Origin of the sequence: Streptomyces sp. NPDC001851, assembly GCF_040297165.1 — a bacterium.
In the GTDB taxonomy this organism is placed as follows: Bacteria; Actinomycetota; Actinomycetes; order Streptomycetales; family Streptomycetaceae; genus Streptomyces.
Genome location: NZ_JBEOYR010000016.1, coordinates 110,547 through 124,189, shown reverse-complemented (window position 1 = coordinate 124,189; position 13,643 = coordinate 110,547). Strand labels below are relative to the sequence as shown.

The following is a 13,643-nucleotide window of genomic DNA, read 5'->3' as shown; positions in this document are numbered from 1 at the left end:
GGCGGCTACACCGGGTCGTAGGTCCGCTCGACCTTCTGCGTGCCGCTGCGGGTGCGGTAGGAGCGCACCCACTTGGCGCTCGCGTTCGCGTCGGTGCGGTCGGACAGGACGTAGTAGTCCATCTGCGCACGGTCGGCGGTGATGTCCAGCACGCCGTAGCCGTGCCGGTCGGTGTCCACCCAGTGGACGTGCCGGTTGGCGGCCTCGATGACCGGCGCGGCGACCGCGGAGACTGTGCCCTCGGGGACCTTGACGATGTCGTCGAGGTTGTCGGAGGTCACCGAGGTGATGACGAACTCGGTGGCCGCCGACGGCGACAGCGGGTAGGTGCCCGCGTCCACCGGCACGTCGTTGGCCCAGGACATGTGGATGTCGCCGGTCAGGAAGACGGTGTTGCCGATGGCGTTCGCGCGCAGGTGGTCGAGGAGTTCGCGGCGGTCGTGGGTGTAGCCGTCCCACTGGTCGGTGTTGACGCCGATGCCGTCCTGCGGCAGGCCGAGCAGCTTGGCGAGCGGCTTGAGCAGGTCGGCGGTGAGGGAGCCGATGACGAACGGCGCGATCATCACGGAGTTGCCGACCAGCCGCCACCTGGTGTCGGAGGCCGCCAACCCGGCCTTCAGCCAGTCCAGTTGGGCCCGGCCGGTGATCGTCCGGTTCGGGTCGTCCACCGAACCGCTGCCGGTGGAGGCCTGCTGGGAGCGGAAGGAGCGCAGGTCCAGCAGGGACAGGTCGGCGAGCTTGCCGAAGCGCAGCCGCCGGTAGGTGGTGCCCTCGATGGCCGGGCGGACCGGCATCCACTCGAAGTAGGCCTGCTTGGCGGCGGCCTTGCGGGCGGTCCAGGTGCCCTCGGCGCCCTCGGTGTGGTTCACCGCGCCGCCCGACCAGGCGTTGTCGGCGAACTCGTGGTCGTCCCAGATCGCGACGACCGGCGCCTTCAGATGCAGGGCCTGCAGATCGGGGTCGGTCTTGTACGTGGCGTGCCGGATGCGGTAGTCGGCGAGCGTGATGGTCTCGTTCGCCGGGGCGTGCGGGCGGACGACCTTGCCGCGCGCCGCGTACTCGCCGGACTTGTACTCGTAGATGTAGTCACCGAGATGCAGCCAGGCGTCCAGGTCGTTGCGGGCCGCGAGGTGGCGGTAGGCGGCGAAGTAGCCGCCCTCCCAGTTGGCGCAGCTGACCACGCCGAAGCGCAGCCCGGCCACGCTCGCGTCCGCCGCCGGCGCGGTGCGGGTGCGGGCCACCGGCGATTCGGTGCCGCCGGACGAGAACCGGAACCAGTAGTCGGTGGCCGGCGCAAGGCCCCGGACGTCGGCCTTCACGGTGTGGTCTGAGGCGGCGGTCGCGGTGACGGAGCCCTTGGCGACGATGCTGGTGAACGCCTTGTCCTTGGCGACGACCCAGTCCACCTCGGTGTCCGGGCCGACGCCCGAGCCGGGCGTGGCCTCCGGGGTCGGGGTCACCCGGGTCCACAGCAGGACGCCGTCGGGCAGCGGGTCACCGGAGGCGACACCGTGCAGGAAGGCGGGGTCCTGGTCGGTGGCGCGCGCCGGAAGGGCGGCGGCGAGCGGGCCGGCCAGGACAGCGGTCGCCGCCGCGGCCTTGACGACCGTACGGCGGCGAGGTGAGAACGAGTTGCGGCCTTCGGTGGCCGGAAGTGATCTTTTTCGACTGGTCACGGCCGATCAGGTTACTGATCGGTACACCCCCACGAGCGGGCGAACTCCCAATGTTCGCCCGCTCTTCACGGGAAGGACGGATTCCGCCGGACGGTCAGCCCTTGAGGGCCGCGTCCACCAGCCGGTTGAAGTCGGCCACCGTCATGGGCGGGTGGCCCTGGCTGTCGATGACGAGCATCTTGCCGTTCATGACGAAGCTGGGGGTGCCGGTCACGCCGTCCTTGTTGGTGTCCCAGGTCTTCGACATGGCCAGCGCCCAGGCGTCGTAGGTGCCCTTCTTCACCGCCTGCTGGAACGCGGCGTTGTTCTTCAGTGCCGGGACGGTGTCGGCGACCTCGATGAGGTAGTCGTCGCTCTTGAACTTGTCGTCCGTCTCGGCGGGGTGGTACTTCGCGGAGTACAGCGCGCTCTTGTACTCCAGGAACGCCTCCGGGCTGACGTTCAGCGCGGCACCCATTGCGCTCATGGCGTTCTTGGAGCCCTCGCCGTTGGCGCCGATCCTGCCGTTCTTCAGCGAGTCGCCGTCGAGGAAGGTGCCGCCGATGTACTGGATCTTGAACTTGCCGTCGTCGATGTCCTTCTTGACGGTCGGGCCGACAGTCTGCTCGAAGGAGGCGCACACGGGGCAGCGCGGGTCCTCGTAGACCTTGAGGGTCTTCTTGGCGGTGTCCTTGCCGATGACGACCGTGGTGCCGTTCGCGCCCGTGGTGTGGGCCGGAGCGACGACCTTGGCGTCCTTCAGGCCCTCCCAGTGGCTCGGCTTGTTCGCCTGGACGATGGCGTAGCCGATGCCGCCGGCCGCGGCCAGCACGGCCACCACCGAGGCGGCCACGACGAGCTGCCGCTTGGCCTTGTCCCGCTTCGCCTGCCGCTCGCGCTCCTGGCGCAGCCGCTCCCGGGCCGCCGTCTTCGCCGCCTGGGCGTTCCGCTTGCTCATGTTGGTGATCTCCATGTGGGACGCGCACATGTCGTGCGCGGGATACGTGTGGGGGACTGCTGGTACTCAGGTGCTGCCGCTCACGCGGCGGCAGCGGGCGAGCACGGCGGTCCCCGCCGTCCCAGGGAGTGCACGAGGAGCCGGTCGCGGGCGGCGGCCCGGCGCGGGGCCGGACGCGGCAGCCGGCGGGCCGGGCCCGGCCGGACGGTGACCGCGGCCACCGCGAGCAGCAGCGGCCGGAAGGTGGTGGCGCCGACCGCGCGCAGCAGCTGGACCAGCGCCCGCTCGCCCCGGCGCAGCCAGGCGGCGGCGAGCAGGCCCACCCCGATGTGCGCGGCGAGCAGCAGCCAGGCGGCCGCGGGACTGGCGTGCGCGAGCAGCGCCCCGGGGCGGCCGTGGGCCCCGGTCACCTGGGCCAGCGGGGTGCCGACGGCGCCTCCCTCGCACAGCACCTTGAAGCCGAAGGCGTGCAGCGGGCCGGCGACCGGGCCGCCCGCCCGGCCGTAACAGGTGTCCTGACCGGTGGTGAACACCGTGTCGGCGGCCAGCTCCAGCGGGACCAGCAGGGCCGCGATCCGGCCGAAGCCGCGCTCGCGGCCCGCGAGCGCGTAGGCGGTGACGAACACGCCGGCACCGACCGTCAGCACGGTCGCCGCCGGCAGCGGGGCTCGCGACAGCAGCACGTGCGACGCGGTGCTGAGCGTCACGACGACGGCCGTGAACAGCGCCGCGCGCACGGCTCTGAGCTGAGTCCCGGATATGCCCGTCCCGGATATGTCCATAGCGAAAGAAGAGTCTGGCACGTACGCGGTTAAGGGACCCCTAAAGGGCGCCTGTGAGTGCGCGAAGGTTACAGCCCCGGAATCCGGCCGTTGCGGAACAGGTCGACGAAGATCTGGTGGTCGGCACGCGCGCGTGCGCCGTAGCTGTGCGCGAAGTCGACCAGGAGGGGCGCGAAACCCTCCTCGTCGGCCGCGAGCGCCGCGTCGATGGCCCGCTCGGTGGAGAACGGCACCAGGGACTCGCCGGACTGGTCGTCCGCCGCCGCGTGCATGGTGGCGGTGGCCCGGCCCAGGTCGGCGACGACGGCCGCGATCTCCTCGGGGTCGTCGATGTCGCCCCAGTCCAGGTCGACGGCGTACGGCGAGACCTCGGCGACCAGCTGGCCCGCGCCGTCCAGCTCGGTCCAGCCCAGCCACGGGTCCGCGTGCGCCTGCAGGGCGCGCTGGGAGATCACCGTGCGGTGGCCCTCGTGCTGGAAGTAGCCGGCGATCGCCGGGTCCGTGATGTGCCGGGAGACGGCCGGGGTCTGGGCCTGCTTGATGTAGATCACGACGTCGTTCTCCAGGGCGTCGCTGTGGCCCTCCAGCAGGATGTTGTACGACGGCAGGCCGGCCGAGCCGATGCCGATGCCCCGGCGGCCGACGACATCCTTCACGCGGTAGGAGTCCGGGCGGGCCAGGGAGGAGTCCGGCAGGGTCTCCAGGTAGCCGTCGAAGGCGGCCAGGACCTTGTAGCGGGTCGCGGCGTCCAGCTCGATGGAGCCGCCGCCGGGCGCGAAGCGGCGCTCGAAGTCGCGGATCTCGGTCATCGAGTCCAGCAGCTCGAAGCGGGTGAGCGAGCGGGCGGCACGCAGCGCGCCCAGCAGCGGGCCCTCCGCGGTGTCCAGCGTGAACGGCGGCACCTCGTCGCTCTTGGCGCCCGTGGCGAGGGCGTGGACGCGCTCGCGGTAGGCCGCCGCGTAGACCGTCACCAGCTCGGTGATCTGGTCGTCACTGAGCGCCTTCGCGTACCCGATGAGCGCGATCGAGGCCGAGAAGCGCTTCAGGTCCCAGGTGAACGGGCCGACGTAGGCCTCGTCGAAGTCGTTGACGTTGAAGACCAGGCGGCCGTTGGAGTCCATGTACGTGCCGAAGTTCTCGGCGTGCAGATCGCCGTGGATCCACACGCGCGAGGTGCGGTCGTCCAGGTACGGCCCGCCGCGCTTCTCGGCGTCGAGGTCGTGGTAGAAGAGGCACGCCGTGCCCCGGTAGAACGCGAAGGCCGAGGCCGCCATCTTCCGGAACTTCACCCGGAACGCGGCCGGGTCGGCGGCCAGGAGCCGGCCGAAGGCGGTGTCGAAGACGGCGAGGATCTCCTCGCCGCGCTGCTCGTCGCTGAGCTGGGGGACCGACATCGCGAGATGCCTCCTGGTGCGGGAGTGGTGCATGAATGTGCATGTACGGGTACGACGGCGCTTCCGCCGTCTCCAACGGGCGACGCCACGCGGGAGTGCCCGGTTCCCGCATGAAGGTACGCGGGGAAGCCCGCCGAGTGTCAGTGCCGGGGCATAGACTTCGACGCTGACCCCAGAACCGTCCGCCAGCCCGTCGCCGAGTGCCCACCCGTCACCCGACCGCCGCCCCTCATCGAGGCGCTACGCGCCGCTGCGTTTAATTGTTGGAGGCCATACCGTGTCAAAGCCGCCGTTCACGCACCTGCACGTCCACACCCAGTACTCGCTGCTGGACGGTGCCGCGCGGCTCAAGGACATGTTCAACGCCTGCAACGAGATGGGCATGACGCACATCGCCATGTCCGACCACGGCAACCTCCACGGGGCGTACGACTTCTTCCACTCCGCGAAGAAGGCCGGAGTCACCCCGATCATCGGGATCGAGGCGTATGTCGCCCCCGAGTCCCGGCGCAACAAGCGCAAGATCCTCTGGGGCCAGCCGCACCAGAAGCGGGACGACGTCTCCGGTTCCGGCGGCTACACCCACAAGACGATGTGGGCCGTGAACAAGACGGGTCTCCACAACCTCTTCCGCCTCTCCTCGGACGCCTACGCCGAGGGCTGGCTGCAGAAGTGGCCACGGATGGACAAGGAGACCATCGCCCAGTGGTCCGAGGGCATCGTCGCCTCCACCGGCTGCCCCTCGGGCGAGGTGCAGACCCGGCTGCGCCTCGGCCACTTCGACGAGGCCCTCAAGGCCGCCGCCGAGTACCAGGACATCTTCGGCAAGGACAAGTACTTCCTGGAGCTGATGGACCACGGCATCGAGATCGAGCGCCGGGTCCGCGACGGCCTGCTGGAGATCGGCAGGAAGCTCGGCATCCCCCCGCTGGTCACCAACGACTCGCACTACACCTACGCGCACGAGGCGGGTGCCCACGACGCCCTGCTGTGCATCCAGACCGGCAAGAACCTCTCCGACCCGGACCGCTTCAAGTTCGACGGCACCGGCTACTACCTGAAGTCGACGGACGAGATGTACGCCATCGACTCCTCGGACGCCTGGCAGGAGGGCTGCGCCAACACGCTCCTCATCGCCGAGATGGTCGACACCACCGGCATGTTCGAGAAGCGCGACCTCATGCCCAAGTTCGACATCCCCGAGGGCTACACCGAGGTCACCTGGTTCAAGGAGGAGGTCCGCCGCGGCATGGAGCGCCGCTACCCCGGCGGCATCCCCGAGGACCGCCAGAAGCAGGCCGACTACGAGATGGACACCATCATCTCGATGGGCTTCCCCGGCTACTTCCTCGTCGTCGCCGACTTCATCATGTGGGCCAAGAAGCAGGGCATCGCGGTCGGCCCCGGCCGAGGCTCCGCGGCCGGCTCGATCGTCGCCTACGCCATGGGCATCACCGACCTCGACCCGATCCCGCACGGCCTCATCTTCGAGCGGTTCCTCAACCCCGAGCGCATCTCCATGCCCGACGTCGACATCGACTTCGACGAGCGCCGGCGCGTCGAGGTGATCCGCTATGTGACGGAGAAGTACGGCGCCGACAAGGTCGCCATGATCGGCACCTACGGCACCATCAAGGCCAAGAACGCGATCAAGGACTCCGCGCGCGTGCTGGGCTACCCGTACGCGATGGGCGACCGCATCACCAAGGCCATGCCCGCCGACGTCCTCGGCAAGGGCATCCCGCTGTCCGGCATCACCGACCCCAGCCACCCCCGCTACTCGGAGGCCGGCGAGGTCCGCGGGATGTACGAGAACGAGCCGGACGTCAAGAAGGTCATCGACACCGCGCGCGGTGTGGAGGGCCTGGTCCGGCAGATGGGTGTGCACGCCGCCGGCGTGATCATGTCCAGCGAGACCATCACCGAGCACGTCCCCGTCTGGGTGAGGCACACCGACGGCGTGACCATCACCCAGTGGGACTACCCGAGCTGTGAGTCGCTCGGCCTGCTGAAGATGGACTTCCTGGGCCTGCGCAACCTCACGATCATGGACGACGCGGTCAAGATGGTGAAGGCCAACAAGGGCCTCGACATCGACCTGCTCTCCCTGCCGCTGGACGACCCCACGACCTTCGAGCTGCTCCAGCGCGGCGACACCCTCGGCGTCTTCCAGTTCGACGGCGGCCCCATGCGCTCGCTGCTCAGGCTGATGAAGCCCGACAACTTCGAAGACATCTCCGCCGTGTCGGCCCTGTACCGGCCGGGCCCGATGGGCATGAACTCCCACACGAACTACGCGCTGCGCAAGAACGGGCAGCAGGAGATCACGCCGATCCACCCCGAGCTGGAGGAGCCGCTCAAGGAGGTCCTGGACGTCACCTACGGCCTGATCGTCTACCAGGAGCAGGTGCAGAAGGCCGCCCAGATCATCGCGGGCTACTCGCTCGGCGAGGCCGACATCCTCCGCCGCGTCATGGGCAAGAAGAAGCCGGAGGAACTGGAGAAGAACTTCGTCATCTTCCAGGCCGGCGCCCGCAAGAACGGCTACAGCGACGAGGCCATCCAGGCACTCTGGGACGTGCTGGTCCCCTTCGCCGGCTACGCCTTCAACAAGGCGCACTCCGCCGCGTACGGCCTGGTGTCGTACTGGACCGCCTACCTCAAGGCGAACCACCCCGCCGAGTACATGGCCGCGCTCCTCACGTCCGTCAAGGACGACAAGGACAAGTCCGCGGTCTACCTCAACGAGTGCCGCCGCATGGGCATCCGGGTGCTCCCGCCGAACGTCAACGAGTCCGAGTCGAACTTCGCCGCCCAGGGCGACGACGTGATCCTCTTCGGCCTGTCCGCCGTGCGCAACGTCGGCACCAACGTCGTCGAGTCGATCATCAAGTGCCGCAAGGCCAAGGGGAAGTACGCCTCCTTCCCCGACTACCTCGACAAGGTCGAGGCGGTGGTCTGCAACAAGCGCACCACGGAATCGCTGATCAAGGCCGGCGCCTTCGACGAGATGGGCCACACCCGCAAGGGGCTCATGGCGCAGTACGAGCCGATGATCGACAACGTGGTCGCGGTCAAGCGCAAGGAGGCCGAGGGGCAGTTCGACCTCTTCGGCGGCATGGGCGAGGACACCGGCAGCGAACCCGGCTTCGGACTCGACGTGGAGTTCTCCACCGACGAGTGGGACAAGACCTATCTGCTCGCCCAGGAGCGGGAGATGCTCGGCCTGTACGTCTCCGACCACCCGCTCTTCGGTCTGGAACACGTCCTCGCCGACAAGGCCGACGCCGGCATCGCCCAGCTCACCGGCGGCGAGCACGGGGACGGCGCGGTCGTCACCATCGGCGGCATCATCTCGGGCCTGCAGCGCAAGATGACCAAGCAGGGCAACGCCTGGGCGATCGCCACCGTCGAGGACCTCGCCGGCTCCATCGAGTGCATGTTCTTCCCGGCGACCTACCAGCTGGTGTCGACCCAACTCGTCGAGGACGCGGTCGTGTTCGTCAAGGGCCGCCTCGACAAGCGCGAGGACGTGCCCCGGCTCGTCGCCATGGAGCTGATGGTCCCGGACCTGTCCAACGCGGGCACCAACGCGCCGGTGATCCTCACCATCCCGGCCGTGAAGGTCACCCCGCCCATGGTCAGCCGCCTCGGTGAGATCCTCAGCCACCACAAGGGCGACAGCGAGGTCCGCATCAAGCTCCAGGGCCCGCGCAAGACCACCGTGCTGCGCCTGGACCGGCACCGGGTCAAGCCCGACCCGGCGCTCTTCGGCGACCTGAAGGTGCTGCTCGGCCCGTCCTGCCTGGCCGGCTGATCCGATGACGTGCGAAGGGGCGCACCCCGTTCGGGTGCGCCCCTTCACTGTGCCTGGGCTTCAACTGCTCTTTAGTTGTGGCCGAAGCTCTTCTGCTTCTTGCGAGGACCATCCGCGGGGCTGCCCTGGATGTGCGCCACCGGAGACTCGTGCGCCTCCTGCGACCGCTGCGCGTGCTCGTGAGCCTGCTCGCCCTGCGGGGCGCGGTTCTGCGGGCCACCCTGCTTGCGGTTCTTGTTCTTGGCCATGGTGATCTGCCTCCTGTGGGGGATCTAGGGGCCAGGGCCGGGACCAGATTCACATACGCTGACATCAGGCGCATGTCGGATAATTACCGTGTGTAACAGGGGTGGTGGGCGAGCGGGATTCCACAAACGCCACGCCGAAGATCGAGTTCGGGCCGTTAACCTCCGCGAGGTCGGGCAGACTCGAAGGAAGTCCGAAGCAAAACCTCCCGGGAAGAGGGTGAGTCGCGTGGACCGCTGCATCGTCCTGGTGGACGCCGGGTACCTGCTGGGCGCCGCCGCCAGCCTCCTCGCCGGTGAGCCCTCGCGGTCCCGGATCACCGTCGATCACACCGCGCTGATCCAGGCCCTGCGCGAACGCGCCGAGTCGGAGACCGAGCGCCCGCTGCTGCGCATCTACTGGTTCGACGGCGCCCCCGACCGTGTCCCCCAACCGGAGCATCGCCGGCTGCGCGTGATGCCCCGCGTCACCGTTCGCCTCGGCGCCCTCACCCGCAGCGACGGACGCTGGGCGCAGAAGGGCGTGGACGCCGCCATGCACGCCGAGCTGACCGAGCTGGCCCGCAACCGCGCCTGCTCCGACATCGTCCTCGTCACCGGCGACGGCGATCTGCTGCCCGGCATGATGGCCGCCAAGGAACACGGCGTCGCCGTCCACCTCTGGGCCGTACAGGCCGCCGACGGCGACTACAACCAGTCCGAGGACCTGGTCGCCGAGGCCGATGAGCGGCGCGTCCTGGACCGCGCCTGGATCACCCAGGCCGTCCGCGCCAAGGAACTGACCGGCGTCTGCGCCCCGCCGCCCGCGCCCCGCCCCGAGATCGCCGCGATCCTCTCCGCTCCGCTGCCCGAGTCCGCCCTCGCCGCGGCGGCCGAGCGGTCGGCCGAGCAGGGCGCGCCCCCGCCGGCCGCCGCGACGGGCAACGGCACCCAGGAGCGGGCCTCCGCCTCCAAGGGCGTACCGACGCCGAAGGACCTGGCCGCGCTGCGCGCCGCCGGCAGCCAGCCCGTCCAGCACCCCACGACCGCGACCCTGCGCTGGTCCTCCGACAAGGGCTGGGTGGACCGGCCGGGTGGGGTCGCCGAGCCGCCCGATATCGCCTCCATGCCGACGCTCGCCCAGCTCACCACGGCCGAGCAGCGGTGGGCCGACCGCGAGGAGGACATCACCACCGTCGGCGGCGACCCGTACGAGGTGGGGCAGGTCTTCGCCCGCCGCTGGATGTCCCGGCTCGGCGACCAGGGACATCTGCAGAAGCTGTCCCAGATGTATCCGCGCATCCCGCACCGCATCGACGGGGAGCTGCTGCGGTACGCCGCGCGGTTCGGGCTGCTCGCGCACAAGGACGACCAGATCGACGAGCACGACCGCTACGCCATTCGGGCGGGCTTCTGGCGGGAGATCGACGTTCCGGCCGCGGCGGAGAGCATGGCGGGGGAGTGAGCCGGCTTCGTCGTCACGGCTGACGCCGTTGCGGCGGACCTCCTTACGGGTCACGTACAGAACCGGCCCCAAAGGCGAGTAAAGGCCCCCGACCCCGTACTCTCGTCCCTTGTGAGTACGCGCGCGGCACAGGCACTTCGGCAGGACGAGGTCGTACGCGTGCGCGGGCTCCGGAAGACCTATCCGGCCGTGAAGGGACGGCGCGGCGCGCCGGGGACCCCCGCGGTGCGGGCCACCGACGGGGTCGAGCTGGACGTGCGGCGCGGTGAGGTGTTCGGGCTGCTCGGGCCGAACGGCGCCGGCAAGTCCACGCTCGTACGGCAGCTCACCGGACTGCTCCGGCCGGACGCGGGCAGCGTCGAGATCCTCGGGCACGACATCGTCAGGCACCCGGAGCGCGCCGCGCGCCTGCTCGCCTACCTGGGCCAGGAGTCCTCCGCACTGGACGAGCTGACCGTCTCCCTCGCCGCCGAGACCACCGGACGCCTGCGCGGCCTGGACGTACGGCGGGCACGGGCCGAGCGGGACGCCGTACTGGAGGAGCTGGGGCTCACGCCGATCGCCGGGCGGGCGCTGAAGAAGCTGTCCGGCGGGCAGCGACGGCTCGCCTGCCTCGCCGCCGCCCTCGTCGGTGAGCGGCCGCTGCTCGTGCTGGACGAGCCGACCACCGGCATGGACCCGGTGGCCCGGCGCGCGGTCTGGGCGGCCGTGGACCGGCGGCGCGCCGAGCGCGGTACGACCGTGCTGCTGGTCACCCACAACGTCATCGAGGCCGAGACCGTGCTCGACCGGGTCGCCGTCGTCGACGAGGGCCGCGTCATCGCCTGCGACACCCCGGCCGGCCTGAAGGAACAGGTCGCCGGGGAGGTGCGGGTGGAGCTGGTGTGGCGGGAGAGCGCTCCGCTGGACGTGCCCGAGGTCGCCGTGCTGCGGGAACGCGCGGTGGAGTCCGGGCGGCGCTGGACGCTCCGGCTCGCGCCCGAGGAGGCCCGCGCCGCCGTCGCCACCGTGACCGGCGGGGCCGCCTTCGCCGCGCTCGACGACTTCACGCTCGCCACACCCAGCCTGGAGGACGTCTACCTGGCGCTGGGCGGGGCGGCACGACAGGGGCTGGTGAAGGCGTGAGCGCGGTGGTCGCGCCATGCGTATGGGTCTGTACGGCGGTCCGCGCGGCCGCCGTAGGGAAGAGGAGCAGCTCGACGTGAGTGTCGTACCCGCGGAGGTTCTGCCGGGCAGTGCCGCGGCCGTGCCGGAGACGGTACGGGGCGCGGCCGAACTCGGGCCGCCCGCGCGCCTGTGGCCGTCGCTGGTGGCCGTCTACCGGGCGCAGCTGTCCCGGGCCCGGGTGGCGCGGATCCCGCTGCTGTTCGTGGCCACCTTCCAGTCCGTCGGCATCACCGTGATGATGCGCGGTGTCGTCGACAGCGGCGGTGAGGCCCAGTCGGTGGTGGCGGGGTCGTCGGTGCTGGTCGTCGCCTATGTGGCGCTGAACCTGCTGTCGCAGTACTTCGGGCAGTTGCGGGCGAGCGGCGGGCTCGACCACTACGCCACGCTGCCCGTGCCGCCGGCCGCGGTGGTGCTGGGCGCGGCGGCGGCGTACGCCTCCTTCACCGTGCCGGGGACGCTGGTGACGGCCGTCTTCGGGTGTGTGCTGTTCGGGCTGCCGCTGTCCAACCTGTGGATCCTGCTGGCCGTGATCCCGCTGGCCGGGGCCGCGCTGTCCGGGCTCGGCGCCGCCTGCGGGCTGCTCGCGCCGCGGCCCGAGCTGGCCACGCTGGTCGGGCAGCTGGGCATGTCGGCGGCGCTGCTGCTGGGGGTGCTGCCGGCCGACCGGATGCCGGAGATCATCCGGCTGGCGCGGGATCTGCTGCCGTCGACGTACGGCGTGGAGGCGTACGCCCGGACCTTCGGGGCCCACCCGGACTGGGCCGTCGTCCTCGTCGACCTGGGGGTGTGCGCGGGCGTCGGAGTCGTCTCGCTGGCCATCGCGACCCGGGCGTATCGCAGAGCCGCCGTCCGGTGACGCGGCGCTCGGCGCCGCCTGGCACGATGGCAGGGTGACCGCACCGTTGACTCCGCCACCGCACGACGACTCGCCGCACGATGTCCGGCAGGCACCGCCGCCTGCCGGGGCGCCGGGCGAGGGAAGGTACGAACAGGACGACCCCGGGATGAAGACCGAAGTGCGGGATGCCGCCGTGATCACGGTGGCCGTGGCTCTGGGCGGGGTGCTGCTGGGGCTGCTGTGGTGGTGGCTGGCACCGCATGTGCCGTTGGTCGGCGACCGGGCCGGCGGCGGCTGGGTGGTCTATCTCAAGGACAGCGAGGGCGAGCAGGCGGTCGGGGTGGACGGCACGTTCACCCTGCTGGGGCTGGGCTTCGGGGTCGTCAGCGCGGTGGCCGTCTTTCTGCTGCGCCGGCGTGGGGGTGTGCCGATAGCGGTGGCCCTGGGCGTGGGCGCGCTGCTGGGGTCACTGCTGGCGTGGCGGCTCGGGGCGTGGCTGGGCCCCGAGTCGGACGTGCTCGCGCATGCGAAGGCGGTGGGCAAGGGGGTCACCTTCTCGGCGCCGCTGAAGCTGGGGGCGAAGGGAGCGCTGCTGGCGTGGCCGTTGGGCGCGCTGTTGGTGCACCTCGGGCTCACGGCGCTGTTCGGACCCCGGGATCCCGAGGAGACGTATCCGCAGGCGCCGTAGCCAGGGGGCCGCGGTCCCTGGGCCCCGTTTCCCGCCCGGCTGAGAGCACACCGGCCCGGCGGGCCCCGGGCTGACCCGTTCCTCGCTGCCCGTCGGGCCCACCGTCCCGGTCGGCCGCAGCGCCCACCGGGCCCGCTAGCCCCTGCCGATGGGCGCCAGCACCGCGCTCGTCAGTTTCGCCAAGTCCTCCGGTGCCAGCTCCACCTCCAGGCCCCGGCGGCCCGCCGACACGCAGATCGTCTCGTGGGCCTTCGCCGAGTCGTCCAGGACCGTCGGGAGTTTCCTGCGCTGGCCGAGCGGTGAGATGCCGCCCCGTACGTACCCTGTGGTCCGCTCCGCCAGTGTCGGGTCGGCCATGGTCGCCCGCTTGCCGCCGACCGCCGCCGCCAGGGCCTTGAGGTCGAGGGAGCCGGACACCGGGACCACCGCCACCGTCAGGGCGCCGTCGACGTCCGCCACCAGGGTCTTGAAGACGCGGTCGGGGGAGATGCCCGTGGCCTCGGCCGCCTCCTCGCCGTAGGAGGGGTGGGAGGGGTCGTGGTCGTAGGCGTGGACCGTGAAGTCCACGCCGGCCGACGCCAGGGCGACCGTTGCGGGGGTGCCCCCGGACTGCTGGTGTTTCCTCGGCTTCTTCGCCATGGGTGCGTGCGGTCCC

Annotated in this window: 11 protein-coding genes; 5 read left to right on the top strand and 6 right to left on the bottom strand. The window is 70.8% G+C overall.

Going from position 1 to position 13,643, the window contains the following annotated elements; all coding sequences use genetic code 11:
* Nucleotides 1-5 precede the first annotated feature (5 nt).
* The 4 genes from ABT171_RS24205 to ABT171_RS24190 all read right to left on the bottom strand — a co-directional run bounded on the left by ABT171_RS24205 (nucleotide 6) and on the right by ABT171_RS24190 (nucleotide 4,789).
* Nucleotides 6-1,676, bottom strand: a complete 1,671-nt coding sequence (locus ABT171_RS24205) for an alkaline phosphatase D family protein (RefSeq protein ID WP_351247064.1) — start codon at nucleotides 1,674-1,676, stop codon at nucleotides 6-8.
* A 94-nt stretch (nucleotides 1,677-1,770) separates the two neighbouring features.
* Nucleotides 1,771-2,613, bottom strand: coding sequence for a DsbA family protein (locus tag ABT171_RS24200; protein WP_351247063.1), 843 nt, complete (start codon nucleotides 2,611-2,613; stop codon nucleotides 1,771-1,773).
* Nucleotides 2,614-2,693: 80 nt separating this feature from the next.
* Complete coding sequence (locus tag ABT171_RS24195) at nucleotides 2,694-3,395, bottom strand: hypothetical protein (protein ID WP_351247061.1); 702 nt, start codon at nucleotides 3,393-3,395, stop codon at nucleotides 2,694-2,696.
* 68 nt (nucleotides 3,396-3,463) lie between these two features.
* Nucleotides 3,464-4,789, bottom strand: coding sequence for a DUF2252 domain-containing protein (locus ABT171_RS24190; protein ID WP_351247059.1), 1,326 nt, complete (start codon nucleotides 4,787-4,789; stop codon nucleotides 3,464-3,466).
* A gap of 277 nt (nucleotides 4,790-5,066) precedes the next feature.
* Here ABT171_RS24190 and dnaE point away from each other — a divergent pair, with 277 nt between their 5' ends.
* A complete protein-coding gene (gene dnaE / locus ABT171_RS24185) occupies nucleotides 5,067-8,606 on the top strand; it encodes a DNA polymerase III subunit alpha (RefSeq protein ID WP_351247057.1) in 3,540 nt (1,179 codons plus the stop codon).
* Nucleotides 8,607-8,677: 71 nt separating this feature from the next.
* On the opposite strand, the gene ABT171_RS24180 is transcribed toward dnaE, so the two are convergent.
* The gene (locus ABT171_RS24180) at nucleotides 8,678-8,854 is read right to left on the bottom strand and encodes a hypothetical protein (protein ID WP_351247055.1); all 177 of its coding nucleotides are present in this window, start codon (nucleotides 8,852-8,854) and stop codon (nucleotides 8,678-8,680) included.
* Nucleotides 8,855-9,080: 226 nt separating this feature from the next.
* Here ABT171_RS24180 and ABT171_RS24175 point away from each other — a divergent pair, with 226 nt between their 5' ends.
* The 4 genes from ABT171_RS24175 (at nucleotide 9,081) to ABT171_RS24160 (ending at nucleotide 12,988) form a co-directional block, all read left to right on the top strand.
* Nucleotides 9,081-10,295, top strand: a complete 1,215-nt coding sequence (locus tag ABT171_RS24175) for an NYN domain-containing protein (RefSeq protein WP_351247053.1) — start codon at nucleotides 9,081-9,083, stop codon at nucleotides 10,293-10,295.
* Nucleotides 10,296-10,406: 111 nt separating this feature from the next.
* Nucleotides 10,407-11,420, top strand: coding sequence for an ABC transporter ATP-binding protein (locus ABT171_RS24170; protein ID WP_351247051.1), 1,014 nt, complete (start codon nucleotides 10,407-10,409; stop codon nucleotides 11,418-11,420).
* Nucleotides 11,421-11,496: 76 nt separating this feature from the next.
* The gene (locus tag ABT171_RS24165) at nucleotides 11,497-12,318 is read left to right on the top strand and encodes an ABC transporter permease (protein ID WP_351247049.1); all 822 of its coding nucleotides are present in this window, start codon (nucleotides 11,497-11,499) and stop codon (nucleotides 12,316-12,318) included.
* Between the two features lie 34 nt (nucleotides 12,319-12,352).
* Nucleotides 12,353-12,988 carry an AAA family ATPase gene (locus ABT171_RS24160; RefSeq protein WP_351247047.1) on the top strand — a complete coding sequence of 212 codons (636 nt, stop codon included), beginning with the start codon at nucleotides 12,353-12,355 and terminating at the stop codon, nucleotides 12,986-12,988.
* A gap of 135 nt (nucleotides 12,989-13,123) precedes the next feature.
* Here the strand turns inward: ABT171_RS24160 and ybaK are convergent, their stop codons facing one another.
* The gene (ybaK, locus tag ABT171_RS24155) at nucleotides 13,124-13,627 is read right to left on the bottom strand and encodes a Cys-tRNA(Pro) deacylase (RefSeq protein ID WP_351247045.1); all 504 of its coding nucleotides are present in this window, start codon (nucleotides 13,625-13,627) and stop codon (nucleotides 13,124-13,126) included.
* Between the last annotated feature and the right edge of the window lie 16 nt (nucleotides 13,628-13,643).